Annotated in this window: 24 protein-coding genes and 1 other RNA gene; 7 read left to right on the top strand and 18 right to left on the bottom strand. The window is 55.6% G+C overall.

Going from position 1 to position 25940, the window contains the following annotated elements; all coding sequences use genetic code 11:
- Positions 1-4: 4 nt before the first annotated feature.
- From NQ230_RS14025 to NQ230_RS14005, 5 genes are read right to left on the bottom strand one after another with little or no spacing between them, the layout of a single operon-like run.
- Positions 5-775: a 3-hydroxybutyrate dehydrogenase gene (locus NQ230_RS14025; protein WP_213328527.1), complete on the bottom strand. Its 771-nt coding sequence runs from the start codon at positions 773-775 to the stop codon at positions 5-7.
- 10 nt (positions 776-785) lie between these two features.
- Positions 786-2177, bottom strand: coding sequence for a GntP family permease (locus NQ230_RS14020; protein ID WP_257258036.1), 1392 nt, complete (start codon positions 2175-2177; stop codon positions 786-788).
- A 44-nt stretch (positions 2178-2221) separates the two neighbouring features.
- A complete protein-coding gene (locus NQ230_RS14015) occupies positions 2222-3403 on the bottom strand; it encodes an acetyl-CoA C-acetyltransferase (RefSeq protein WP_257258035.1) in 1182 nt (393 codons plus the stop codon).
- Between the two features lie 9 nt (positions 3404-3412).
- Positions 3413-4069 carry a CoA transferase subunit B gene (locus NQ230_RS14010; protein WP_257258034.1) on the bottom strand — a complete coding sequence of 219 codons (657 nt, stop codon included), beginning with the start codon at positions 4067-4069 and terminating at the stop codon, positions 3413-3415.
- 2 nt (positions 4070-4071) lie between these two features.
- A complete protein-coding gene (locus NQ230_RS14005; protein WP_121423446.1) occupies positions 4072-4779 on the bottom strand; it encodes a CoA transferase subunit A in 708 nt (235 codons plus the stop codon).
- Between the two features lie 140 nt (positions 4780-4919).
- On the opposite strand from NQ230_RS14005, the gene NQ230_RS14000 reads away from it, so the two are divergent.
- Positions 4920-5831, top strand: a complete 912-nt coding sequence (locus tag NQ230_RS14000; protein WP_257258033.1) for a LysR family transcriptional regulator — start codon at positions 4920-4922, stop codon at positions 5829-5831.
- Here NQ230_RS14000 and NQ230_RS13995 read toward each other — a convergent pair.
- The 8 genes from NQ230_RS13995 to ppsR form a co-directional block, all read right to left on the bottom strand.
- Positions 5810-6589 carry a heme ABC transporter ATP-binding protein gene (locus NQ230_RS13995; RefSeq protein WP_159513942.1) on the bottom strand — a complete coding sequence of 260 codons (780 nt, stop codon included), beginning with the start codon at positions 6587-6589 and terminating at the stop codon, positions 5810-5812. The two genes, NQ230_RS14000 and NQ230_RS13995, sit on opposite strands and share 22 nt — an antisense overlap.
- Positions 6582-7574 carry a FecCD family ABC transporter permease gene (locus NQ230_RS13990; protein ID WP_213821743.1) on the bottom strand — a complete coding sequence of 331 codons (993 nt, stop codon included), beginning with the start codon at positions 7572-7574 and terminating at the stop codon, positions 6582-6584. Before NQ230_RS13990 ends, NQ230_RS13995 begins: the two co-directional genes overlap by 8 nt.
- Positions 7574-8395, bottom strand: coding sequence for a heme/hemin ABC transporter substrate-binding protein (locus tag NQ230_RS13985; RefSeq protein WP_257258032.1), 822 nt, complete (start codon positions 8393-8395; stop codon positions 7574-7576). The genes NQ230_RS13990 and NQ230_RS13985 overlap by 1 nt, the downstream gene beginning before the upstream one ends.
- Positions 8392-9420: a hemin-degrading factor gene (chuS, locus tag NQ230_RS13980; protein ID WP_213821745.1), complete on the bottom strand. Its 1029-nt coding sequence runs from the start codon at positions 9418-9420 to the stop codon at positions 8392-8394. The genes NQ230_RS13985 and chuS overlap by 4 nt, the downstream gene beginning before the upstream one ends.
- 35 nt (positions 9421-9455) lie before the next feature.
- Positions 9456-11438 carry a TonB-dependent hemoglobin/transferrin/lactoferrin family receptor gene (locus NQ230_RS13975; RefSeq protein WP_257258031.1) on the bottom strand — a complete coding sequence of 661 codons (1983 nt, stop codon included), beginning with the start codon at positions 11436-11438 and terminating at the stop codon, positions 9456-9458.
- Between the two features lie 77 nt (positions 11439-11515).
- Positions 11516-11698, bottom strand: coding sequence for a hemin uptake protein HemP (gene hemP / locus NQ230_RS13970; RefSeq protein ID WP_252031239.1), 183 nt, complete (start codon positions 11696-11698; stop codon positions 11516-11518).
- Positions 11699-11895: 197 nt separating this feature from the next.
- A complete protein-coding gene (aroH, locus tag NQ230_RS13965) occupies positions 11896-12942 on the bottom strand; it encodes a 3-deoxy-7-phosphoheptulonate synthase AroH (protein WP_048991567.1) in 1047 nt (348 codons plus the stop codon).
- 152 nt (positions 12943-13094) lie between these two features.
- On the bottom strand, positions 13095-13928 hold the full coding sequence (ppsR, locus tag NQ230_RS13960) for a posphoenolpyruvate synthetase regulatory kinase/phosphorylase PpsR (protein ID WP_063142920.1): 834 nt from the start codon (positions 13926-13928) through the stop codon (positions 13095-13097).
- 335 nt (positions 13929-14263) lie between these two features.
- Between ppsR and ppsA the strand changes: the two genes are divergently transcribed.
- The 3 genes from ppsA to NQ230_RS13945 all read left to right on the top strand — a co-directional run bounded on the left by ppsA (position 14264) and on the right by NQ230_RS13945 (position 20655).
- The gene (gene ppsA, locus NQ230_RS13955) at positions 14264-16642 is read left to right on the top strand and encodes a phosphoenolpyruvate synthase (RefSeq protein ID WP_257258030.1); all 2379 of its coding nucleotides are present in this window, start codon (positions 14264-14266) and stop codon (positions 16640-16642) included.
- A 233-nt stretch (positions 16643-16875) separates the two neighbouring features.
- Entirely contained in the window at positions 16876-18276 is a 1401-nt protein-coding gene (locus NQ230_RS13950) for an MFS transporter (RefSeq protein ID WP_257258029.1), read from the top strand.
- Positions 18277-18279: 3 nt separating this feature from the next.
- Entirely contained in the window at positions 18280-20655 is a 2376-nt protein-coding gene (locus NQ230_RS13945; RefSeq protein WP_257258028.1) for a glycoside hydrolase family 3 N-terminal domain-containing protein, read from the top strand.
- 5 nt (positions 20656-20660) lie between these two features.
- Here the strand turns inward: NQ230_RS13945 and rprA are convergent.
- Positions 20661-20780, bottom strand: an RNA gene (gene rprA / locus NQ230_RS13940) — antisense sRNA RprA.
- Between the two features lie 17 nt (positions 20781-20797).
- Between rprA and NQ230_RS13935 the strand changes: the two genes are divergently transcribed.
- From NQ230_RS13935 to NQ230_RS13925, 3 genes are all read left to right on the top strand, one after another.
- Positions 20798-21514: a phage integrase N-terminal SAM-like domain-containing protein gene (locus NQ230_RS13935; RefSeq protein WP_257258027.1), complete on the top strand. Its 717-nt coding sequence runs from the start codon at positions 20798-20800 to the stop codon at positions 21512-21514.
- A complete protein-coding gene (locus NQ230_RS13930; RefSeq protein WP_257258026.1) occupies positions 21511-22002 on the top strand; it encodes a tyrosine-type recombinase/integrase in 492 nt (163 codons plus the stop codon). Before NQ230_RS13935 ends, NQ230_RS13930 begins: the two co-directional genes overlap by 4 nt.
- A 202-nt stretch (positions 22003-22204) precedes the next feature.
- Complete coding sequence (locus tag NQ230_RS13925; RefSeq protein WP_257258025.1) at positions 22205-22642, top strand: hypothetical protein; 438 nt, start codon at positions 22205-22207, stop codon at positions 22640-22642.
- 27 nt (positions 22643-22669) lie between these two features.
- Here the strand turns inward: NQ230_RS13925 and NQ230_RS23080 are convergent, their stop codons facing one another.
- From NQ230_RS23080 to NQ230_RS13910, 4 genes are read right to left on the bottom strand one after another with little or no spacing between them, the layout of a single operon-like run.
- The gene (locus tag NQ230_RS23080) at positions 22670-23167 is read right to left on the bottom strand and encodes a GIY-YIG nuclease family protein (protein ID WP_503467211.1); all 498 of its coding nucleotides are present in this window, start codon (positions 23165-23167) and stop codon (positions 22670-22672) included.
- The gene (locus tag NQ230_RS13920) at positions 23118-24110 is read right to left on the bottom strand and encodes a primase/helicase family protein (RefSeq protein ID WP_257258024.1); all 993 of its coding nucleotides are present in this window, start codon (positions 24108-24110) and stop codon (positions 23118-23120) included. The genes NQ230_RS23080 and NQ230_RS13920 overlap by 50 nt, the downstream gene beginning before the upstream one ends.
- Positions 24103-24429, bottom strand: coding sequence for a hypothetical protein (locus NQ230_RS13915; RefSeq protein WP_213782010.1), 327 nt, complete (start codon positions 24427-24429; stop codon positions 24103-24105). The genes NQ230_RS13920 and NQ230_RS13915 overlap by 8 nt, the downstream gene beginning before the upstream one ends.
- 16 nt (positions 24430-24445) lie before the next feature.
- Positions 24446-25939, bottom strand: a complete 1494-nt coding sequence (locus tag NQ230_RS13910; RefSeq protein WP_257258023.1) for an AAA family ATPase — start codon at positions 25937-25939, stop codon at positions 24446-24448.
- Between the last annotated feature and the right edge of the window lies 1 nt (position 25940).

The raw sequence follows: 25940 nt of genomic DNA, 5'->3' as shown, positions 1-25940 counted from the left end.
GAAATCACTGCGCAACCCATCCCCCATCCATATTCCACGCGGCGCCGCGAACGTTCACGGCGCTGTCGCTGCACAAAAACAGCGCCAGTTCACCCAGCTGCTCAGGGGTGACAAACTCGCCCGAAGGCTGTTTCTCTGCAAGGAGCAGATCGCGCGCCTGCTCCGGCGGCACGCCCTCTGCGATACGCTTATCAATTTGCTGTTGCACCAGCGGCGTCAGTACCCAGCCTGGGCAGATGGTATTGGCGGTAACACCGGTGCGGGCGGTTTCCAGCGCCAGCGATTTCGTAAAGCCCACTACGCCATGCTTGGCGGCCACGTAGGCTGACTTCTCTTTTGACGCGACCAGCCCGTGAACGGAGGCGATATTGATGATGCGCCCCCAGTTTTTCTCGCGCATGGCGGGCAGCGCCAGCCGGCTGGTGTGAAATACCGAGGAGAGATTAATGGCGATAATATCGTTCCATTTCTCCACCGGAAACGCGTCAACCGGGGCGACATGCTGTATCCCGGCGTTGTTGACAAGAATGTCCACGCCGCCAAACTGCGATTCGGCGTAGCGCATCATGGCTTCAATTTGCAGCACGTCACGCAGGTCTGCATCGTGATAGCCCGGCGTTTTGCCCAGTTGCGCAATTTCAACTCTTGCTGATTCGCTGTCGCCGAAACCGTTGAGGATCAGCTGTGCCCCGGCCTTCGCCAGTACGCGGGCGATCCCCAGCCCAATGCCGCTGGTCGAGCCTGTGACCAGTGCGGTCTTACCGTTCAGATTCATCTTTCTCTCCTTACACAATGCCGGTCAGATAGAACACGGCAATGACAAAAAGCACTGCCAGACTTTTAATAATGGTGATCGCGAAAATGCCGCCGTAGGCCTGGCGATGGCTCAGGCCGGTAATCGCCAGCAGGGTAATCACCGCGCCGTTATGGGGCAGCGTATCCATCCCGCCGCTCGCCATTGAGGCCACGCGGTGCAGCACCTCAAGCGGGATATTGGCGGCGTGGGCGGCGGCGACAAACGAGTCGGACATGGCGGCGAGCGCAATACTCATCCCCCCGGACGCCGAGCCGGTGATCCCCGCAAGCACCGTCACGCTGATGGCCTCATTCAGCAGCGGATTGGGGATGGCCGCCAGCGCTTTGGATAACACCAGGAACCCGGGCAGGGCGGAGATCACCGCGCCGAAACCGTACTCAGAGGCGGTATTCATCGCCGCCAGAATGGCACCGCTCACCGCGGTCCGGCTGCCTTCAGCCAGACGCCCCCGGATATTGCGAAAGCCAAAAATCAGCACCAGCACGATACCGGAGATCAGCGCCGCTTCCACGGCCCAGATGGCGGTGATCTTGCCCACCTCGGTCACAATCGGTTTCGCCAGTCCGGGCAGGGTAAGCTCGTGGGTCGTACCGTACCAGCCGGGGATCCAGCGGGTAAACAGCAGGTTCAGTATGCCCACCACCAGCAGCGGGGAGATAGCAATCAGCGGGTGCGGAAGGTTAATGTTATCCGGCGTTTCGGGCTCATTTTTCAGATCCGTGCCGTAACCTTCGTTGTTATTGAACGCCTTACGACGCTGGCGCTCCAGCCAGAGCAGGCCAAAGACGATAATAAACAGAGAGCCAATAAGCCCCAGCCACGGCGCGGCCCAGGCGTTCGTGCCAAAGAAGCTGGTGGGGATGATATTCTGGATCTGCGGCGTGCCGGGCAGGGCGTCCATGGTAAACGAGAATGCCCCCAGAGCCACGGTGGCCGGGATCAGCCGCTTGGGGATACCGCTCTGGCGGAACAGCTCCGCGGCGAAAGGGTAAACCGCAAACGCCACCACGAACAGCGACACGCCGCCGTAGGTTAACAGCGCGCACACCAGGACAATCACCGGAATGGCGTGGCGACGACCGAGGATCTGAATCGCGGCGGCGACGATGGAGCGTGAGAAACCGGAAAGCTCAATCAGCTTGCCAAACACCGCCCCCAGCAGGAATACCGGGAAGTAGAGCTTAACGAAGCCCACCATCTTTTCCATAAACAGGCCGGTAAACGTCGGGCCGACGGCACCCGGATCGGTCAGCAGCACGGCGCCGAGCGCCGCAATCGGCGCAAACAAAATAACGCTGTATCCGCGATAGGCCGCCAGCATCAGCAGCGCCAGCGCCGCCAGGGCAATTAACACACTCATTACGACTCCTCACTTTAATTATTATTCGGGTACCAACGAGATGCTTAACGCTCGACGGTGAGAGCAATGCCTTGCCCGCCGCCTACGCACAGGGTGACGAGCCCTTTTTTAACGTCACGGCGCTTCATTTCGTACAGCAGCGTCACGAGGATGCGGCAGCCGGAGGCGCCAATCGGATGACCCAGGGCGATAGCGCCGCCGTTAACGTTCACCTTGCGCTCATCCCAGCCGAGCTGCTTGCCCACCGCCAGCGCCTGGGCGGCAAAGGCCTCATTGGCTTCAATGAGGTCCACGTCATCCAGCGTCCAGCCCGCCCGCGACAGCGCCGTCCGGCAGGCGCTGACCGGACCGATGCCCATCACCGACGGGTCAACGCCCGTTACGGCGTAGCTCACGATGCGACCCAGGATCGGCAAACCGCTCTCCCGCGCCTTTTCGCCGCTCATCAGCAGCACCGCAGCGGCACCGTCGTTGAGCGTTGACGCATTTCCGGCCGTGACCGTGCCTTCCACCTGCAAAAAAGCGGGGCGCAGCTGCGCCAGCTGCTCAGCGGTGGTGCCTGGCCGGGGCTGTTCGTCACGGCGGACGATAAGCGGCGGTTTTTTACCCTGTTTCACCGTCACCGGCGCAATCTCGTCGTCAAAGCGGCCCGCTTCGATGGCGGAGGCCGCTTTGTGCTGCGACCGGGCGGCAAAGGCGTCCTGCTGCTCGCGGGAAATGTCATTCTCACGGGCGACGTTTTCAGCGGTGATCCCCATGTGGTAATCGTTGAAAGCGTCCCACAGACCGTCGGTAATCATGCTGTCCTGCAGGCCCGTATGGCCAAAACGCAGCCCTGAACGCGCGCCGTCCAGCAGATAGGGGGCGCTGCTCATGCTCTCCTGACCGCCAGCAATCGCCACATCCGCGTCGCCGCTACGGATCGCCTGCGCGGCGAGCTGCACCGCCTTTAAGCCCGCGCCGCACACCAGGTTGACCGTTGTCGCCGGCGTACTGACGGGCAATCCGGCGGTGATGGCCGTCTGGCGCGCAGGGTTTTGTCCGCACCCGGCCGTCAGCACCTGTCCGAAAATCAGTTCATCTACCTGTTCTGCGCTAAGACCGCTGTTCTCCAGCAGGTGCCGCACCGCGGCGGCCCCCAGCTCAACCGCTGAAAGGGACGATAGCGATCCGCGAAAACTGCCAATAGGGGTTCGCGTTGCCCCGACAATCATGACCTCTTTCATCGTGAGTCCTCAGTTGAAGCGCATCTCGCGAACGTCGTCCGCCACGGTCATTTTCCCGGCCGTCTTAGCCGCAATTTCGTCGATGCTGACGCCGGGGGCGTATTCGCGCAGGACGAACGCGCCGTTCTCGATCTCAAGCAAGGCGAGGTCGGTTAAGACCCGACGGATGCAGCCCGCGCCCGTGAGCGGCAGCGTGCAGCGCGGCAGCAGCTTTGACTCACCGCTTTTCGAGGCGTGGGTCATCACCACAATGATGTTCTGCGCCCCGGCGACAAGATCCATCGCGCCGCCCATGCCTTTCACCATCTTTCCGGGGATCATCCACGAGGCGATATTGCCCTCGACGTCCACTTCAAACGCGCCCAGTACGGTCAGGTCGACATGACCGCCGCGGATCATGGCAAACGACTGGGCCGAGTCGAAAATGGCCGCACCGGTGCGCGCGGTCACGGTCTGTTTACCGGCGTTGATCATGTCGGCGTCAAGGCTCTGCTCGTCAGGAAAGGCCCCCATCCCCAGCAGTCCGTTTTCCGACTGGAGCATCACGTCCATCCCGTCCGGAATGTAGTTCGCTACCAGGGTAGGGATGCCGATCCCCAGATTGACGTAGTAACCGTCGCGCAGCTCGCGGGCGATGCGCATGGCCATCTGTTCACGGGTTAACATCGTCACACTCCTTCCACGCGCAGCGTGCGCTGTTCAATGCGTTTTTCAAACTGGCCGACTATCAGCCTGTCGACGTAAATTCCCGGGGTATGAATGGCCGACGGGGGCAGCTCGCCCGGAGGAACGATCTCTTCCACCTCGACGACCGTTATCCGGCCCGCCGTTGCCATCAGCGGATTAAAATTTTGCGCGGTATGCCGATAGACAACGTTGCCGTACCAGTCCGCTTTCCAGCCCTTAATGAGCGCGAAATCACCGGTAATGGCCTCTTCAAGGATGTAGTGCTTCCCCGCAAACTGGCGCACGTCTTTGCCGGCAGCCACGGGCGTGCCGTAGCCGGTGGCCGTGTAAAATGCCGGAATGCCCGCGCCGCCCGCGCGCACCTTTTCCGCCAGCGTGCCCTGAGGCGTGAGTTCAATCTCCAGTTCGCCGCTCAGCACCTGCCGCTCGAAAAGCGCGTTCTCGCCGACGTAAGAGGCCACCACTTTGCGAACCTGCCGCGTTTCGAGCAGTAGCCCGAGACCGAAACCGTCCACGCCGCAGTTGTTTGATACCACCGTCAGGTCTTTCACCTGACGGCGTCTGACCTCTGCAATCAGGTTCTCCGGAATACCGCACAGGCCAAAGCCGCCCGCCAGCAAGGTCATCCCGTCCGTCAGCCCATCCAGCGCCTGCGCATAGCTGCCGACGCGCTTATCCAGTCCCGCCATAGTCATCCCTCCCGTTAACCGTGCCGGTATCATTAGGGGCGGCGACTCATTTGTTAATTTTGAATTTGTGACCCACTCATTTGGTTTTTTTATTAATTTCCTGTTAACTAAATTTTTTCAATTAGTTAACAGGATGAAAAGTGAGAATGAGTGTCAAACAGTTACGCGCGTTTTTAGCGGTAGCTCACACTCTGAATTTCGCGCACGCCAGCGAACGGCTGAATCTTTCCCAGCCGGCCCTGAGCCTGACCATTAAAGCGCTTGAGGACACGCTCGGCGGACCGCTGCTGCTGCGGAGCACGCGCAAGGTCGCGCTGACGCAAGAGGGGGAGACGTTTTTGCCCATGGCGCGCCAGCTGCTTGCCGACTGGGATAACGTCGAAGAGGCGATGCACCAGTGCTTTACCCTGCAGCGCGGTAAAATCTCGGTCGCCGCCATGCCGTCGTTTGCCGCGAATGTCCTCCCCGAGGTGCTAAAGGCATTTCGCGATCGTCATGCCGGGGTCAACGTCACCGTGCATGACGTTATTAACGAGCAGGTGATCGAGATGGTGCGGGAAGGGCGGGTCGAGATGGGCATCGCCTTTGAGCCCGCGCCGACGCACAACCTGCTGTTTACCTCGCTGGGCCTCGACAGGTTTGTTGCCATTGTGCCGAAAGACTCCTCGCTGGCGGGCAAAAAGCGCCTGACCTGGGAAGAGCTGCTGACGCTGGATTTCATCACCCTGCAGCGCCCCTCTGCGGTGCGTCTGATGATGGAGGAGGAGCTGGCGCGAAGCGGCAGAAAGCTGGATGTCGCGCTGGAAAGTCACCAGCTGGTGACGGTCGGGAGAATGGTTGCGAGTGGCCTGGGCGGCAGCGCCGTCCCGGCGCTGTGCGAGACGCAGATGGCGTCGCTGGGCGCGGTCTGTATTCCGCTGGACAGCCCACCCATTGAAAAGTGTATCGGAGCGATCCATCCAGGGCACACGCAGCTCTCTAAGGCGGCCCATGCCCTGCTGGAAACCCTGAAAGATTTTTACCAGCCCGATCAGGGGGCGAGAAACACCTGAGGCGCGGCGTGAGCCGGATGCCTGCCGACGATCACCTGCGCGCCGTACCAGCGCGCCAGCGCGTCGGCCTGTAAAACGGTTTCCGGTGCTCCCTGGGACACGATTGTGCCGCCATGCAGCAGCAGGATGCGGTCCGCCCACAGCGCCGCCAGATTAAGGTCGTGCAGCACCGCGCACACGTGCAGATGCCCCCGACGGGTCAGGGACTTCAGCAGGCGCAGCAGATGCTGCTGGTGATAGAGATCCAGCGCAGACGTGGGTTCATCAAGGAACAGCCAGCCGCGCGGCGCGCCGTCGCACCAGAGCTGAGCCAGCGCGCGGGCGAGCTGGATGCGCTGCTGCTCGCCGCCGGAGAGTGCGGCAAACTGCCTGCCTGCCAGCGGTAAACAGCCGGTGACGGCCATGACCTCCTCAATAACCGACGCTTCAGGCGTGCGGGTCCAGGGCGCTCGCCCCATACCGACGACCGCCTCAACCGGCCAGTCAAATCCGAGCTGTGTGTTCTGGCGCATTACCGCCCGGTAGCGGGAGAGCCTGTCCGGCTGCCAGGCCGCAAGCGATGTACCCGCCAGGCTGCACCGTCCGCCCGCAGGTTTAAGATAGCCGGTCAGCAGCCGCAACAGCGTTGATTTCCCGGCGCCGTTGGGGCCAATCAGCGCCACCAGCTCGCCCTGAGATAAGGTCAGCGACACGTCGTTAATCAGCGTGCGTTGTCCGGCGCGAAAAACAAGGTTTTCTGCACAGTAGCGTTCAGCCATGCGCACCTCCGCGACGAAAGATAAGCCACAGAAACCACGGCGCGCCGAGAAGGCTGGTCAATAAGCCGACCGGCATTTCCGCCGGGGCGACCACGCTGCGCGCCAGCGTATCGGCAACCAGCAGGAGCAGCGCGCCGGCCAGCACCGAGCCGGGGAGCACGGCCCGGTGGTCGGCTCCCAGCCACATGCGCACCAGGTGCGGCACCACCAGGCCGACGAAGCCGATCACGCCGCTGACCGCCACGGCGGCAGCCACCAGCAGGGCACTGCACAGCAGCAGGATCCGCTGCACGGCGGCAACCTCCACGCCGAGGTAATGCGCCTCTTCGTCGCCCAGCTGCAGCAGGTTGAGGGCGCCTGCCAGACGCCAGATAACCAGCGCGGTGGGGACCATCAGTGACGCGACGGCCAGCAGCGTTGACCACTGCGCCTGCCCGAGGCTGCCCATTCCCCAGAGCGAAAGCTGGCGAAGCTGGGCATCATTGCTGAGCCATGACAGCACCCCGACGGCCGCGCCGCACAGGGCGTTGATGGCAATTCCCACCAGCAGCAGGCGCGACAGGGAGGCGTCACGCTGTCGGCTGAGCAGGAAAATCACGAAGGTGGCGGCCAGCGCGCCAAGAAACGCCGCGAGCATCGGGGCGTACAGCATCACCAGGGCAGGCAGCGAGAGCGGAAGCACCACCCACAGCGCAACGGCGAGCGCCGCGCCGCTGCTGATGCCGAGCAGTCCCGGGTCCGCCAGCGGATTTCGAAACAGCCCCTGCATCACGCAGCCCGCCAGCGCCAGTGAACCGCCGATCGCCAGCGCCAGCAGCACGCGGGGCAGGCGGATCGTCAGCCAGATTTGACGCAGCGCCTCGTCGCTGCCGTCCCACAGCAGGCTGACCGGCAGGCGTAATGCCCCAACCCCGGTCGCTGCGAGCGTCATGATGGTCAGGATCGCGGTCAGCATCCATAACGATAAGGTTATCCGCCGGGACATCAGGGCAGCTGTTCCGCTTTGGCACGCAGCTGCTGGATGGCTTCCGGCGTTCGCACGCTGAAGCCCAGCAGCGCCATATCGTCAATCGCCAGCAGCTGCTTATTCCGTCCCGCCGGGGTTTGCGCCAGGCCGGGCAGCGTCCACAGATTCGCTTCACCGCCCAGGGCGCTGAGACCGTCCTGAGAAATCACCACCAGATCGGGTCGGCTGGCGATCGTGCCTTCCTGAGACAGCGGCTGATAGCGGGTGAACCCCTGCATCGCGTTCTGCAGCCCCGCCGCACGAATGGCAGCATCTGCGCCGGTCTGTTGCCCGGCGGCCATCGCGGTCATCCCGCCGTGGTTGAGAATAAACAGCACCCGCTTATTGAGCGGTGAGTCGGGAAGCGCCGACAGCGCCTGGCGCAGCGTCTTGCGCAGGACCTCCCCCTCGACCTCGCGGTGCGTCGCTTCAGCGACGATCCGCACCTTTTCGTCAATGACGCTCAGGTCGTTACCGGCAGGAACAGCGATCACCCTGACGTGGCTTTGCTCAACCTGCTTTAGCGCCAGGGACGGCTGCGCCTGAGCGCTGGCCAGCACCAGCGTGGGGCGCATGGATAAGATCCCTTCCGCATTGAGCTGGCGCAGATAGCCCACGTCAGGCAGGTCGTTCGCCGCCTGCGGCCACTGGCTGGTGCTGTCGCGCGCCACCAGCGAGGAGGCCGCGCCGAGGGCGTAGACAATCTCGGTGACGTCGCCGCCGAGGGTAACGATTTTCTCCTGCGGCGCAGCAGACGCCAGCAGGGGCAGGGCGCTGAGCAGGGCAAGCCACCGTTTCATGCGGCCAGCCCTTTCGCCGTTAAGGCGTCAATCTGGCTGCGCCACTGGCTCTGCTCCGGTTCGCCTTCCGTACGCTGACCGTACAGCTGGGCGATTTGCGTCCCGTCGGCGGCAAACAGCTCCAGGCTGGTGACATGCCCGTCAGCCGTCGGCTTGCGCGTGACCCAGGTTTCTGCAATGGATCCTTCAAGCAGATGCAGGGTAAAGGTTGGGTTAAAGACGTTCAGCCAGCCTTTCATCGGCACCAGCTTTTCCACCGCGCCGGTGAAGATCTGCACGCAGCCGCGGTTACCCACGAAGACCATGATTTCGTTACCGTCCTGACGCGCCGTTTCCAGCAGCTGCGCCAGCGCGGTGTTTTCTACCCGGCAGGCCAGATCGTCACCCACCAGGCGAAACGCCTGCTGGCGGCTGAGGTTATGGCGCTTGAGCAGGCTGAAGAACTGATGAACGTCGGTCATGGCGCGCCACTCTTTATCCACCAGCGCGGCATCCGCGTTTTCAGCGTGAGCCGGGGCATCGGCCATCCTCAACGCCAGCGGCGGGTTGTCGGCAAAGATAAAGCGGGTCAGCACGTCGCCCCAGGCGGAAACGTCGGTGTTATCCGTGGCGTAGACCTTCAGCAGGGCATCGCCCTGGTGGTCGAAGAACTGAATGCTCTGCCGCTCGCCGCGGGCGGTGGTTTCGCTGATGTGAAACGCGCTCGCCCACTGGTTGAGGAACAGGCGCAGATCCAGCGCGCGCGGGTTCAGCACCAGCCCGGCGTGGCCGTTCAGGTGCTGGTTGGTGAAGTTCCCCACCTGTTCGTGAACGGCGTATTCGTTGCGGCAGATACATTTGGTTTCGCCCACTGCCTCCAGCGAGCCCAGGATCTCGCGGATTTCACCGCGCAGTCGCCAGGCGTCGTGACCCACGCGGGCAAAGGTCAGCTCCGCTTCGCTGATGTTCATTAACCCTGCGACGTCGCGCGCGTATTTACCCGGATTGGCTTCTTTTAGCTCAAGCCAGCGCGTGTAGTGATTCATTGTCTCTTCCTTCTGAATAGTTGCCCCGAAGGGAATTACCACTGATAGCTTACGAAAATCTTGCCGTTACGACCGTCCTGCGGAATGCCCTGAGGTGACCAGTAGGCTTTGTCAAAGGCGTTGCCCAGCACCAGCGTGGTGGTCACGCCTTTGAGCCGTTCCTGGCCTTTGTAGCTCACGTAGAAATCGTTGACCGCATAGCCCGGCTGCTTGCTGTAGCTGCTGCTGATATGCGTTGAGCGATCGACAAAAGTACCGATCCAGCCGACGGAGAACCCGCTTTGCGCCACCGGGAGATCCAGCTTGCTGGTGACGGTATCCGGGTTAATGCTGGAGATATACTCGCCCGTATCGGTGTCTTTCCCGCGCGTGCGGTTATAGGCCAGGTCGAGGCTGAAGAGGTCGGCCGAGTATTTTGCCATCATGTCCCAACCCCAGATTTTGGCGTTCGGGACGTTGTACGACATGGTGGTCGCGGCGGCAAAATCGACGGTGGTGGAGATATAGTCTTTGGCTTTGGTATCGAAATAGCTGGCTTTAAACTCCAGCGCATCGTTGGCAAGCATCAGATCGTCAAAGCGCAGGCCAAAACCAAACTCCTGCGTTTCGTTGGTTTCCGGGCGCAGGTTCGGGTTTGGCACCCAGTAGTTGGTATAAAAGCGGCCAATGGAGAAGTGTTTGGCGTCGTTATACATTTCGCCCATGGTCGGCGCGCGGAAGGCCTGCGCGTAAGAGCCAAACAGCATCAGCCAGTCGGTTGGACTGACGGTTAACCCGGCGCGGGATGACCACTTGTCGGCATCCACATCGTTGTAGCCGTCGCTGCTGCCGCGGTAGTTGTCATAGCGCGTGCCGCCCAGCAGGGTAACAGGCAGATCGCGCAGGGTAATCTCATCCTGCAGCCAGCCGGAGCTGAAGTCGATTTTCGCGTCCGGGAAGCCGGTGGTTGTCCCGCCCGGATGCTGCTCCTGACGATAGTACTCCCCGCCGTAGGTCAGAAGGTGTGCTGCAAAGGTGTCGCTGAACAGGCGGGTGCGGTTTTCCACCTTGCCGCCTTTGGTGGTCTGCTTGCGAAACTCACCGCTACCGTCGACGTTCTGGGCATTAATGCGCGCTTCGGACCAGTAGATCTTCGCGTCGGCGTCCAGCCAGTCGTATCCTTCCGGTGCAATGCGGTAGCCAACCTGCGCATCGCGCTGGATGGTGGAGCGGTCGGTCATCGGGTTACTGCTGTCCGCCCCGGTGGTTTGCGGGTTTTTCGGCTCCTGAGCGGCGTTGTTGTAGTAGCGCAGGGAGCCGCTCAGGGTCTGGGCCGGGTCGAGTTTCCAGCTGCCTTTCGCCAGCATGTTGTTGATGGATTCGTCGTTAGGCGCGGTTGCACCGTCGCTCTGGCGGATATCACCGCGATCCCGGCTGGACCATGAGACCAGACCGTCCAGCGTATCGGTGCGGCCGTAGGCGCTGGCCCCCATCCCGAGGCTATGATCGCCCGTCGCGCCCGTTCCAAACACGCGGTAGCCGCTGTTTTTACCCGGTTCGAGCAGATCGTTGGCATCGGCGGTGTCATAGGAGATCACGCCGCCCAGTGCGCCGCTTCCGTACAGCAGGGCCGACGGGCCGCGGACCACTTCGATACGTTTGATTAGCGCAGGGTCGAGGAAGGTGCTGTTCAGATGGCCGGTATCGGTTCCCTGGCGCACGCCGTCAACCAGCACCAGCACGCCGCGACGGTCATAGCCGCGCAGGTTTACGTCCTGCCCGTTGGTGCGCCCGGTGCCGTCCAGCATCAGACCGGGGACGTTACGCAGCAGGTCGGCCGCCGAGCTGGCGGTCTGTTTCTCCGGCGCGCTGGCGTCAATCACGCTTACCATCATGGGCGCTTCAAAGGCGCTGCGGGCGTTGCCCGTGGCGGTGACGGTAATGTCGTCTGTGGCGGCGAACGCGACGCCCGGCAGTGTACTGGCAATCGCCAGCGCCAGAAGTGACGGACGTAAAGATGCGGAAGGCAGGTGTGGCATAGCAACTCTCCATAAGAAGTGAAAAGCGCTGGCTGCCTGGGTATCACCTGGGTGGCTGGCGTATTTTTAGGTGTTGTTTATTTTGTGAGGATCAGTTTTCCGGCATGGGTCTGGCGCAGAAGATAGCGCTGGCCGTCATGCTCGATAATGACCCGTCCCTCATCGCCGAGGAGGGTTTTGCTGTCAATCCGACGCTCGGCGGGGGCTGGCGCTGTGTGTTTTTTTGCTGGCGTTGCCGCACTGTTATCCGTACGTGACATAATGTTTATAAATAGCAATCAATGTAACAATGATAATCATTATCAATAAACTGCAAATTCACGGCAAGCGTTTTTGTGAAAAAAGGGTGAGGGGATCAAATTTGGGGGTGAAGTGCGGTCTGATGCCCTCTCCCACAGGGAGAGGGAGAAGGGCACGTACCGTAGGCCGGGTAAGCGCAGCGCCACCCGGCAGGATTTTAAAAGCGCGTGTCCACGGCTGAAGCCAGCTTCTCCAGCAGCAGTTCGCTGTCTTCCCAGCTCAGGCACGGGTCGGTGATCGACTGGCCGTAAACCATCTGCTGTCCGGCAACGATTTTCTGCGTGCCTTCCTTGATGAAGCTCTCGGCCATAATCCCTGCCACGGCGGTGGAACCGCTGCGGATCTGCTGGCAGATCTCATCGCAGACGTCCAGCTGGCGGCGATGCTGCTTCTGGCAGTTGCCGTGGCTGAAGTCCACCACCAGATGTTCCGGCAGGTCGAACTCGGCCAGCGTTTCACAGGCCGCTGCAATATCTTCTGCATGGTAATTGGGTTTCTTCCCGCCGCGCATAATGATATGGCCGTAAGGGTTACCGCTGGTCTGGTAGATGGTCATGTGACCGCTCTTGTCCGGCGACAGGAACATGTGGCTGGCACGGGCAGCGCGGATGGCATCCACCGCGATACGGGTGTTGCCATCGGTCCCGTTTTTAAAGCCGACCGGACAGGAGAGGGCGGAGGCCATCTCACGGTGGATCTGGCTTTCAGTAGTGCGCGCGCCAATCGCGCCCCAGCTTATCAGGTCGGCGATAAACTGCCCGGTCACCATATCGAGAAACTCGGTCGCCGTCGGCACGCCCAGCTCGTTGACCTGTAAAAGCAGCTTCCGCGCCAGCTCGATACCGTGGTTCACACGATAGCTGCCGTTGAGGTCAGGGTCGGAAATCAGTCCCTTCCAGCCCACCACGGTCCGCGGTTTTTCAAAGTAGGTACGCATCACGATCTCAAGGCGATGCTGGTACTTATCCCGCAGTCCCTGAAGCCGTTTTGCATAATCCATCGCGGCATCCAGATCGTGGATGGAGCAAGGCCCAATCACCACCAGAAGACGTTTGTCTTCACCATTCAGGATTTTTTCAATGCGGCGGCGGGAAGCCGTCACGTGTTCCGCGACGGCGGCGGAAACAGGGTGCCGCTGTGCCAGTTCAGCCGGCGTCACCAGGCTGTCAATGCGCGCAGTGCGGAGTTCATCGGTTTTATTCATGGAATGTCTCAGAAAATTTTTGCTTCATCGGCAGACTACCGGGAAGTGATGGGCATCACCTTAAACCAATCCCTGCTGATTTCAAGTTCGGGGCGACACCGCCCCGTGGTTGCAGATGATGATACCTGAATCTGAGTTAATGTACTAGCATATTAGTACATGCGGCGGTTAAGTCCCATGATGTCGAGAATTTTGGTGGCAATTTCTTCGACCGAATAGTTGGTGCTGTTCAGCCACGGGATCTGGTTTTTGCGGTACAGCGCTTCCACTTCGGAAACCTCCATTCGGCACTGGCGCATGGAGGCGTAGCGGCTGTTCTCGCGTCGCTCTTCGCGGATGGCTGCGAGGCGTTCCGGGTTGATCGTCAGGCCGAACAGCTTGTGCTGCAGCGGCTTAAGGGCGGCGGGCAGGACCAGGTTATCCATGTCATCAGCGATAAACGGGTAGTTTGCGGCGCGAATGCCAAACTGCATTGCCAGATAGAGACTGGTGGGCGTTTTTCCGCAGCGCGACACGCCAAGCAGGATCACCTGCGCCTGGTCGAGATTACGCAGGGAGATACCGTCGTCGTGGGCAAGGGTGTAGTCAATGGCGGCGATACGCGCGTCGTACTTAATCAGGTTACCGGGATTAAGCCCGTGGGTACGGTGGGCGATAGGGGTCGGGTCGAGCTTCAACTCGCTCTGGAGCGGAGCCACCAGCGCCTGCACGATATCCTGGCAGAAGCCTTCACTTTGCAGAATGATGGCGCGAATCTCGGGGATAACGATAGAGTAGAACACCAGCGGGCGGACGCCGGTCTGCTGGTAGATGGCGTCAATCTGGTCCTTCACCGCTTTGGCGCGGCTTTCGTTTTCGACAAACGGCAGCGTGATGCTGTTAATCGAAACGGGAAACTGCGACATCACCGCGTGGCCCAGCACCTCGGCGGTGATCGCCGTACCATCAGAAATATAAAAAACGTGGCGATCGACAGCACTATCCATTTTACTCACCCTGAATATCAGACCTAATTGTCTGAAAGCATAAATTAAAAAAGTAAATTAGACAGCAAAGAACTTGTCTTAATTATAAATGAAACGGTGTTTTTGATTTTCCTGAAAAGCGGATTTCATTTTTCAAATAGCGACTTTATTTTTGGGGTTTCTGGCTGAATATAGAGGAATCATCGGGTTAATCGTTGATGGGAAAGTATCCGAAAAGTTGAAAATTTAAATTGCTTACACGATTCACCGTTTTTTTAGCGGAAATAAATATGCCAGTATAAATACGTAGTCAGGTGTTACTTACTCCGATCAAATATCACAAAAGGATTGTTTCGATGTCCAACAATGGCTCGTCACCGCTGGTGCTTTGGTATAACCAACTCGGCATGAATGATGTAGACAGAGTTGGGGGCAAAAATGCCTCCCTGGGTGAAATGATTACAAATCTGTCGGGTATGGGTGTTTCCGTACCGAACGGGTTTGCCACCACCGCCGATGCCTTTAACCTGTTTTTAGACCAGAGCGGTGTTAACCAGCGCATTTACGACCTGCTGGATAAAACGGATATTGATGACGTTACCGAGCTTGCCAAAGCCGGGGCGCAGATCCGCCAGTGGATCATCGACACACCTTTCCAGCAGGAACTGGAAAAAGCCATTCACGACGCGTACAACCAGCTCTCTGCTGACGATGCGCAGGCCTCCTTTGCCGTGCGTTCCTCTGCAACCGCAGAAGATATGCCGGACGCCTCGTTTGCCGGGCAGCAGGAAACCTTCCTCAACGTCCAGGGTTACGATGCGGTGCTGGTGGCGGTGAAGCACGTGTTTGCTTCCCTGTTCAACGATCGCGCCATCTCCTATCGCGTACACCAGGGTTACGACCATCGCGGCGTCGCGCTCTCCGCTGGCGTGCAGCGCATGGTGCGCTCGGACGTAGGCTCATCCGGCGTGATGTTCTCCATTGATACCGAATCCGGCTTTGACCAGGTGGTGTTTATCACCTCCGCGTGGGGTCTGGGTGAGATGGTGGTGCAGGGCGCGGTAAACCCTGACGAATTCTACGTCCACAAGCCTACGCTGGCCGCTGGCCGTCCGTCGGTGGTGCGCCGCACCATGGGCTCGAAAAAAATCCGCATGATCTATGCCCCAACCCAGGAGCATGGCAAGCAGGTTAAAATTGAAGATGTACCGCAGGAGCAGCGCGACCGCTTCTCCCTGACCGACGCCGAAGTGCAGGAACTGGCGAAGCAGGCGGTGCAGATTGAAAAACACTACGGCCGTCCGATGGACATCGAATGGGCGAAAGACGGTAACACCGGCAAGCTGTTTATCGTGCAGGCGCGTCCGGAAACCGTCCGCTCTCGCGGTCAGGTGATGGAGCGTTATACGCTGCACGCGCAGGGCAAAATCGTGGCGGAAGGCCGTGCCATCGGTCACCGTATCGGTGCCGGTCCGGTCAAAGTGATCCACGACATTAGCGAGATGAACCGCATTGAGCCAGGCGACGTGCTGGTGACCGACATGACCGACCCGGACTGGGAACCGATCATGAAGAAAGCGGCGGCTATCGTCACCAACCGCGGCGGTCGAACCTGTCACGCGGCGATCATTGCCCGCGAGCTGGGTATTCCTGCGGTTGTCGGCTGCGGTGACGCCACCGAGCGCATGAAGGACGGGCAGAACGTGACCGTCTCCTGTGCCGAAGGTGATACCGGCTACGTCTACGCTGAAATCCTCGACTTCAGCGTGAAGAGCTCCAGCGTAGATACCATGCCGGACCTGCCGCTGAAGATCATGATGAACGTCGGCAACCCGGACCGCGCGTTTGACTTCGCCTGCCTGCCGAACGAAGGCGTTGGCCTGGCGCGTCTGGAATTTATCATCAACCGTATGATCGGCGTTCACCCGCGTGCGCTGCTGGAGTTTGACGATCAGGATCCGAAGCTGCAGAACGAAATCCGCGAGATGATGAAAGGCTACGACTCACCGAAAGAGTTCTACGTCGGCCGTCTGACCGAAGGGATCGCGACGCTGGGCGCCGCCTTCTATCCGAAACGCGTGATCGTGCGTCTGTCTGACTTTAAGTCTAACGAATACGCCAACCTGGTCGGCGGCGAGCGCTACGAGCCGGAAGAAGAGAACCCGATGCTGGGCTTCCGCGGGGCCGGACGCTACGTGTCCGACAGCTTCCGCGACTGCTTCGCGCTGGAGTGTGAGGCGGTGAAACGCGTGCGCAACGAGATGGGGCTGACCAACGTTGAAATCATGATCCCGTTCGTACGTACCGTGGATCAGGCGAAAGCCGTGGTGGACGAGCTTGCGCGTCAGGGTCTGAAGCGCGGCGAGAACGGGCTGAAGATCATCATGATGTGTGAAATTCCGTCCAACGCCCTGCTGGCCGAGCAGTTCCTCGAGCACTTCGACGGCTTCTCAATCGGCTCGAACGACATGACGCAGCTGACGCTGGGTCTGGACCGCGACTCCGGCGTGGTTTCCGAACTGTTCGACGAGCGCAACGAGGCGGTGAAAGCGCTGCTCTCCATGTCCATCCGCGCGGCGAAGAAGCAGGGTAAATACGTCGGGATTTGTGGTCAGGGTCCATCCGACCATGAAGACTTTGCCGCATGGCTGATGGAAGAGGGGATTGATAGCCTGTCCCTGAACCCGGATACCGTGGTGCAAACCTGGCTGAGCCTGGCGGAACTGAATAAGTAACCGCTTAAAAACGGATAAAGGCGAGGAGATATCTCCTCGCCTTTTTTATTTCCGTCCGAATATGCTCCCCATCACAAATAAAACAAAAAACCAAATATCATAATTTGTCTGTCAATTTAGACAATTGTTAGCGCGCAAACCGTTGCTAATACTTGAGCCTTACTGCGCATTTCCCTTCAGATGATGCGCAACTGGTTGAAATACGTTTTAACCTGATAAAAAGGCAAATAACAATGACACTCTCCTCTGTATTGCGTACCAAAGATAAAATAGGCTATGGCTTAGGCGATATGGCCAGCGCGCTGGTCTGGCAAACGGCAACGTTATTTCTCGCTTATTTTTATACAGACGTGTTTGGGCTGCCCGCCGCGATTATGGGCACCATGTTTTTAGTGGTGCGCGTGGTCGATGCGTTTGTCGACCCGTGCATTGGCGCACTCGTCGATCGCACCCGGACGCGTCACGGACGTTTCCGTCCCTGGCTGCTGTGGTTCGCCATCCCGTTTGGCGTGAGCTGTCTGATCACCTTCTACGTGCCGGACGTCGGGCCGTCCGGGAAAATCGTCTATGCCTGCGTGACCTACGCCATTCTTAGCCTTATCTATTCGGCGATTAACGTCCCTTACTGCGCCATGCCCGGCGCGCTGACGCTGGACCCGCGCGAGCGTCACTCTCTGCAGTCGTGGCGCTTTGGCCTGTCGTTTATCGGCGGGTTGGTTGTGACGGTTATTGCCCTGCCGCTGGTCTCATTGTTAGGCCAGGGCAACGTGCAGAAAGGCTATTTCTATGCCATGAGCCTGATGGGGCTGCTGGGAATTGTGCTGTTCTTCTGCTGTTTTCTGATGACCCGCGAGCGTTATTCTCCGCGCAATGATACTTCCGGCTCCATGCTCACCGATTTAAAACTGCTGGCCGGGAACAGCCAGTGGCGTATTGTGTTCCTGTTTAATATTTTGCTGTTAACGGCGGTGGTGACGCGCGGTTCCGCCACCATGTATTACGTGAACTATGTGCTGTTGCGCCCGGATCTGGTTTTTGCCTTTATTGTTTCCGGCATGGTGGCCTCCTTAAGCGGCGCATTATTATCTGAACGGCTGCTGGGGAAATTTGATCGCGTACGCGCCTACCAGTGGACCATTATTTCCTTCGTCATTTTCGGCGCGCTGATTTTCTTCCTGCCGCCTTCGCAAGTGTGGCTGATTTTTGGCCTCAACATCGTCTTTAGCTTTGTGCAAAACCTCACCACGCCGCTGCAGTGGACCATGTTCTCCGATGTGGTCGACTACGAAGAGCACCGCAGCGGCCGTCGTCTGGACGGGCTGGTCTTCTCCACCGCGCTGTTTGCCATCAAGTTTGGCCTGGCGCTGGGCGGGGCGGTCGTCGGCTGGGTGCTTGGCATGGTGGATTACGCCCCGGGACAGGCAACCCAGGCGCCAGGCGTTCTCTCGACCATCAACGCGCTGTTCACCCTTATCCCTTGCGCGCTGTTCCTCTGCATGGTCGCGCTGCTTGCCATCTACAAGCTCAACAGCCGGCTGGTGGACTCCATCGCCCAAGAGCTGGCCAGCAAGCGTGAAGTCAGACCCGACGCGGGGCAGCTCAGCCCGGCAACCCCTTCCGCACTACAGGAGTAAAACATGACTGCTATCTATAAGGACGCGGGACGTCCCGTGCACGAGCGCGTCGCCGATTTACTGGCGCGTATGACCCCAGAAGAGAAGTTCGCCCAGATGCACGCGTACTGGCTGATCCTCGATGAAAACGGTAACCACCGCGAGCGCAGCGACCTCAGTGATGAATTCGCCGGCGTGAGCGAGCAGGCGTCGCTTAGCGAACGGCTAAAGCTGGGCGTCGGGCAGATCACGCGTCCGCTGGGCACCCACATCGTTGATGCGAAAACCGGCGTGCGCGCAGCGAATCGCCTGCAGCGGATGATGATTGAAGAGACGCGTCTTGGCATTCCGGCGCTGTTCCATGAAGAGTGTCTGGTAGGGCTGCTCTGCAAAGACGCCACCCTGTTCCCGTCGTCATTGAACTACGGTTCGACCTGGGATCCGGAGCTTGTGCAGCGGGCGGCAGAGCAGATTGGCAAAGAGGCGCGCTCCGTCGGCTGCCAGCAGGGGCTTGCGCCGGTGCTGGACGTATCCCGAGACGTGCGCTGGGGGCGTACCGAAGAGACCTTCGGGGAAGATCCCTGGCTGGTGGGCGTGATGGCGACCGCCTACGTCAAAGGATTACAGGGCGATAAACGCGACCTGCTGGCGACCCTGAAACATTACGTGGGGCACTCGTTCAGCGAGGGCGCGCGAAACCATGCGCCGGTGCACCTGGGGTTCAGCGAGCTGAACGACACCTTCCTGCTGCCGTTTGAAATGGCGGTCAAGCTGGCAAACGCCGGTTCGGTGATGCCCGCGTACCACGATATCGATAACCAGCCGGGGCACAGCGACAGCTTCCTGCTGACCACCGTCCTGCGCGAACAGTGGGGATTCGACGGGATTATTGTGGCGGATTACGGCGGCGTCAGCCTGCTGCACCAGCACCACGGCATTTCCCACGACGCGGCCGAATCTGCTGCGCTGGCGTTCAACGCCGGGCTGGACGTTGAGCTGCCGAAAGATGACTGCGCGCGGCATCTGGCGGAAGCGGTAGAGCGCGGGCTGATCTCTATGGCGAAAGTGGATGAGATTGTGGCGCGCGTGCTGACCGAAAAATTCCGTCTGGGGCTGTTTGAAAAGCCGTACGCGGATGAAAACGGTATCGATCTGCAAAACGATATGACCCGCCAGGCCGCGCGGGAGGTGGCGACAAAATCGGTCACGCTGCTGGAAAACAACGGCATTTTACCGCTCGGCGGCAAACCCCGCGTGGCGGTAGTGGGGCCGACGGCAGACGATCCGCTGGCGTTACTGAGCGGCTACAGCTTCCCGGTGCATTTGATCATCAGCGATATGGTGGAAGAGACCTCGCAGGTCACGACCCCGCGCGCGGCGCTGGAGCAGTATCTCGGTGCATCGAACGTCCGCTATGCCAAAGGGTGCCACATCATCGAAAAACGGATGGCGGGCGCGCCGGTCTTCCCGGGTGACAGCGGCGGCAAACCGATGCAGCAGTCGCCGGTTTCACTAAGCACCGCCCTGATCCCCGAGGCGGTAAACGCCGCGCAGGAGAGTGACGTGGTGGTGGCCTGCGTGGGCGATCTCGCCGGGCTGTTCCAGAGCGGTACCGTGGGGGAAGGTTCCGATACCGATTCCCTGAACCTGCCGGGCGTCCAGCAACAGTTGCTGGAGGCGCTGGTGGCGACGGGCAAGCCAGTGATTGTCGTGATGACCGGCGGGCGTCCGTACAACCTTCAGGGGCTGGAGGACAAGGTGGCGGCGCTGATAATGGCGTGGGCGCCGGGGCAGGAAGGGGGCTGGGCGATTGCGGACGTGCTGACGGGGCGTGCCGAGCCGCAGGGGCGTCTGGTGGTGAGCGTGCCGAAAAGCGCCGGGGCAATGCCTTATTACTACAATCACAAGCTCAAAAGCGGCGGCACGCCGTTTGCGTTCCATTTCGGTTCGCGTTACCCGTTTGGCTTCGGCCTCGGCTGGACGCAGTTTAGCTGGGGAGCGGCAAAAGTGGCGGCATCCAGCGTGCCGATCGACGGCGAGGTGACGCTGAGTGTGGATATCACCAATACCGGAGAGCGCAGCGGCAGCGAGGTGGTGCAGGTTTATGTCAGAGATAAGGTCGCCACGCAGGTGCGGCCGCTTCAGGAGCTGAAGGCCTTCCAGCGCGTCACGCTCTCGCCGGGCGAAACCGCCACGCTCGCCTTTACGCTGCCGGTTGAGATGTTCAACTTTACCCGTCGCGACGGGAAACGCATCGTTGAGCCGGGTGAGTTTGAACTGCAGGTTGGCGCATCGTCGGCGGATATCCGCCAGGCGGTGACGGTCAATGTGACGGGGGAAACGCGGGTGCTGCCTGCGGAGTGGCGGATGCTCAGTGCCTGTGAGGTGAAGCGCGCGTAATCAGGATAAAAAAAAGCCCATCGTGGGAGATGGGCAAAGACTACACACAGCAATTCGTTGTTTCACTCAGGGGATTTAAGTCATTGATTGATTTGAGGGTATGCGGTTTTTCGGCATAACCAAAATTAAGCAAGGCTTGAAAATGGACACACAAATTGCACACATATCGCACACAAATAAAAAGGGGTATGTATGGCGCAAGCGTTATGAAAAACGCACGATTGAAATCATCCTGCGCACCCGCGATAAATCAATTGCCATAAAAAGAACGGCATCTATAACAATCCGGTATATGGAGCTAAAATCCCTTGAAGCACCATTTTCCTCAATGCGGGAAATGCTGAAAAAGTTTCGTGATGGCCTCGTTGCCTCGGACGAGATTGAACGATTGAGGAATCTTGCGACGGCTTCGCAGGAAGCGCCACACGCTGTTACTACCGCTTCGCCAATGCAATCCCTTGCCTTAAGCACTAAACGGCCTCAGAAGGTCGCACAGGGGCATTCCTTAGCGGTAGCCAAAAAAGCGTACTTTGACGCTAACACTGAATGGAAAGAGAAAACTATTAAGGCATATTCGGGTTGCATAGATAGATTTATTGTTTGGTGTACATCGAAAAATATTGAGACTGTGGAAGAAATAACGAAAGAGCATGTTATTTCATTTAAATCTTGCATGGATGAAGAAAAATTAGCCTCCATGACTAAACAGAAAATTATTACCGCATTGGGTAGTATGTTTGCGTTTGTGTTGAATGTTAAAGAATGGATTGATAAAAATCCATTCAGGGGGATGAATTATAAAAAGGTCAGTGTTGAGAAACCTAAAGAGGAAGTTACCCCAACTCAATTCAAAAAATGATTGAGCAACCAGCAGTAACTAAAGACGTTCAAAATTATTGGGCTAATGTACTTATGTATTATACAGGGATGCGGGTTAGCGAGTTACGGCAAATCACAAAGGATGATTACATCGAAATAGAAGGGATTAAATGCATTAGCATTAATACTCATGAAGAAGGGAAAACCACTAAAACAGAATCAAGTAAACGAAACATACCAATTTGCGATGCACTTTTAGCGCTTAACGTATGGGAAGAAAAGCCCGTAATGAAGAATGGATTAAACAGCATTATGGATAAAATCAGCAAGGCGTATAAAACTATTGGTTTAAAACGAACAAGCCATTGCTACCGCCATAGTATGTCTAACAGATTACGTGATACTGATGCTGATGATAGTACACGAACCTTTATTTTAGGTCATGCAGCGCATGGAATTACTGATAGAGTTTATATAACGCGCTTACCATTACAGAAAATGTTAAAGGCGCTGAATGATGCTAATTAATTAAGTTCACTTCGTTCACGCGCTCCGCGCTGGTGGGTGGAAAGAATGTGGTTTCAAAACTTCCTTTTCTTCACCCACCAGCCCCGTAGGGGCGTGAGCGTAGCGAACATAAGTAATTAAACAGATTGAAATCCTTTATTACAAAAACCATTTTAATTGTGTGGTATTTTAAGTACCAGTATGAAATTGATGGTTCCAATAAATGAAAAAAATTCTATTAAGTGCAATAATTGCAACTGGTTTTACGTCTGCTTTTTGTCATGCTGAATATAGTTACAATTACAAGTTAAATTGTGGTGCAGAATATCCGCATGTGGATATTCTGGATAGTGATGTAATCAATATTGCTATGGTTGGAAAAGGAGATAAAGAATTACTAGCTGAACATGGTACTGGACTTTATCACATGGTTGGTGGTGTGCAAATGCAAAATGGAATAAATGTATCTGTATATGCTCATGCAATAGACCCTAAGAAATTTAAAGGTGGCAAAAGCCCTGATATGCCTGTTAGCGCTTGGGATGAATTTTCAATCATCTATACAGGTGATGGCATAAATAGGCAGTATAATATTATCAATGAGAAAAACACAGAGTGTAAAATCGTAAGTTATACTGACAACTCGAAAAATGACAAGTAGATGTTAAGCCCCGAAAGGGGCTAACATTTAATGATGCTCATAAACTAATTTACCCCCTGAAATAATTAAGGAATTACATGCCATTGATGGCACTATTTTGAAAAATTCAGACGAACCAGCGAATTTTAAATCAAACGGCGATATATTGAATTGTTTGAACATGGAATGGGCGAACCGTTCTGAATCCCATGCTTCACGTCTTGAGTTGTAAGAGCATACATTATGCAATAAACACGGTCGACCTAAATCAAATGATAATTTACTCATTCGCGCAAAGACGTTAGCTGACCTGCCAATTTTGATAATGTTCTCCGATTGCATTACATAGTTATAATAAATTCGCTGCTTACTGTGTTGGCATGTGGGGCATTCATCGCCGTAAATGTGATAAATGCCGATACGTTCAAATTGACCATGTAAAGGGCAGGTGATGGTGGTTCTTGAAAATAAATCAATGTAATCAGAGTAAGAGTATTTATAATGATAGCGTTGGGATGCTGTTTGTAAGAACCCCTCGAAATTCATCATGCAAGAAAGATTTTCCGCGCTGAAAAACATCACACCAATCCTCACCAACGTTAACGGGCATTGCCCACCAGCAGTTATTAATGTTCTCAATAGTCTTTTTTGTTGCTTTTAAACCTGCATTACTTTCATCGTTGTCAGTAAGTACACATATTGGTACGGTAGGGAATAAACAACGTAATTCACTTGCTACATAATATAGATTGTTAGCGCTTCGTGATGTCACAAATAATGAACCATGATAAAAATGGGATAATGTCTCTTGAATAGCGCAGACGGTTGCGAGACCTTCACCAATGAATATTGTTCTAATCTCCACATTTGGCATCCATTCGGCATAGTATGCGCCGCTTCCTTGACTGTATTTAATAAGGTTTTTATCTTTCCCATCTTTGCTTAAGGCCTGTAATGCTGATATTTTTCCATTACGGCTGTATGGCAAGAGGGTTTTATCATGGCCTGTTACCCACATCATTTTAGAAATGCCCTTTGATAATAGATAAGGGCTTTCTTTATATGTGGCATTTTTAAAATACTGGCTGGCGATTTTATTAAATTCATTTAACTGAACTTCACTTAAAGGTTCAAGTGACTGCACATAGGATTTTTGTTTTGGCGCATTCCTCATTATAAGATGATTGGGGTTGTGCCATTTCTTGGTTTTATTAAAACCTAAATGCGCACCAATATCAGAAAGAGAAAATTTAGTTATCGCTTGTATGATTGTTAGTGGTTGCAATACATTACCGCCGTGACTGTCGCCTGACCTGCAATAACCCGTATTTGCATGCTTGCCTGTACTTCTCCAATTAAAACGATTTTCACCCCCACATATAGGGCAGGGGATTTGCATATTTGGTTCGATTTCAATTCCAAATTCGCGCATGTAATCAAGTGGTTTTTGCTTGATGAAGTTATTTAAATCAGTAAAGAAATTAGCCATTATATTTACCACCATATCGGCGAGCTGGGTACTTTGTAAAGAAATCGACAATATCTTGTTTTCGATACCAGATGTAGCCCTCATGTTCTTGATAAATCGCCTGAGGAAATTCTTTCGGGTTAAATCGTTTAGCTGCATAAAACATTGGCTTGCTCACACCAGACAAAGCTACAGCATCATCACCACACACCAGCCCTGTAAGTTGTACTTTCTGGGATTGTTCTTTTATCTGTGCCGCGATTAGCCTTTTATTCTCATTAACGTATTTTTCAATCTGTAGCTTACGCATTTTTTCGCGCATGTAATTTATATCGGTCATTTTAGTATCCTATATATTAAGTCATTATCTGTGCTGGTGGGGTAATGATATGAATTTTCCCTCGATTATTCATAATGAATCTACATCGTTCAAGCCCTGTAATTGCTCGCTTTATATTATTTGGCTGCATTTTATACTCAATTTTTAATGCCTTCGTTAAATCGGATTCATGTACACAGCCATCAGCACTAAATTCCATTAACTGTATTATCCTTTCTAAAACTCGCTCTTGTGCTGGTGCATTTTTCTTTTTTAACTCGCTCATATATGACTCGTAAGCGAGAGTGTTATTACGCGCAGCATTTTGAGTAAAATTAACTCCTGCTTCATATGATTCTGCATTTACAGCGTTTTGCATTAATTGCTTATTATGCTGTTGCGTTGTTAGTGGTTGCCGCTGTTGCGTGTGCATTTGCGCATAATCATTTTTCGGTGATTGCTGCATGATAAATGGTTCATCATTAGCTTGTTTGCGTTCTATTTTTCCTGCTGCAATTACTGGAGTTGGCCTATCAATAAATACCAACGTCTTAGTATTGGCGTTTACCTGATAACCTTTTTCATTTTCTTCAGGATAATCGCATAATTCATTATTAATATCATGTAATTCACAGACGGTAATTCCGTTATCCGCTGTGCATAAATCAAATTGCATCACTGGTAATTTTGCAGCGCTACGGTTTTTTTCGATAGTGAGTGATACGGATAACCCAAAATCATTACCCTGCATTTGCTCTAGTTTAATGACTGTATCAGAGTCATTTTTAAGGGTAATGGCTCCTTTCATACCTTTAGCCGCATCTTTGCCGCCGTGGTGAACCATCAAGACAAAAGAATTTGTTTCTACTGCAATTCTTTTCAAAATCGAAATCAGCTTACGCATTGCAATAGCATCATTTTCATCAGGATTTTCCATATCCAAAATGGTTTTTCCATCAATGCTTTTTTTTGTGTAGTATGCCAAAAATGAAGAAAGCGTATCAAAACAAATGATGCCGCCTTTGTTATTGGTAATTTTATTTACATCATTTATTATTCGATTCTGTATTTCTTTATCAAATAAGTTTATTTGTGGTGACAAGATGTGCATTCTGTCATTTTTAACGCCACTATTAAACTTATTAGACCACGCTGTATTTCGATCTTTGATTTCAACGCCTGTTTCACCATCAAAATAAAAAGCATGGCATTCTTTAGCAACTCGCAAACCAGCCCACGGTTTACCCTGTGCAACTCTGTTTAAAAGAGATAATGCCGCAAATGATTTGCCTGTGTTGGATTCACCATAAAGGAAGCCGACCTGTTTTCGGTTAAATAGATTTTCAATTACAGGGCGTAACCGCTTTTCTGATTGCAATTGAATTTCAGCTAATTCAATTGCACACAATTCATCATTTATACCATCATATTCAGACCACTCACCGTAGTTGGCGGGTGCGTAATAATCAATCGCGAGAGTGTAATAATAATCAGGAATAGCAGACCAATCAATAAACATTCCTGTGCGCATA

It is taken from the genome of Enterobacter asburiae (genome assembly GCF_024599655.1).
GTDB classification, from domain to species: Bacteria; Pseudomonadota; Gammaproteobacteria; order Enterobacterales; family Enterobacteriaceae; genus Enterobacter; species Enterobacter asburiae_D.
This window is presented reverse-complemented; position numbering and strand designations above follow the sequence as displayed.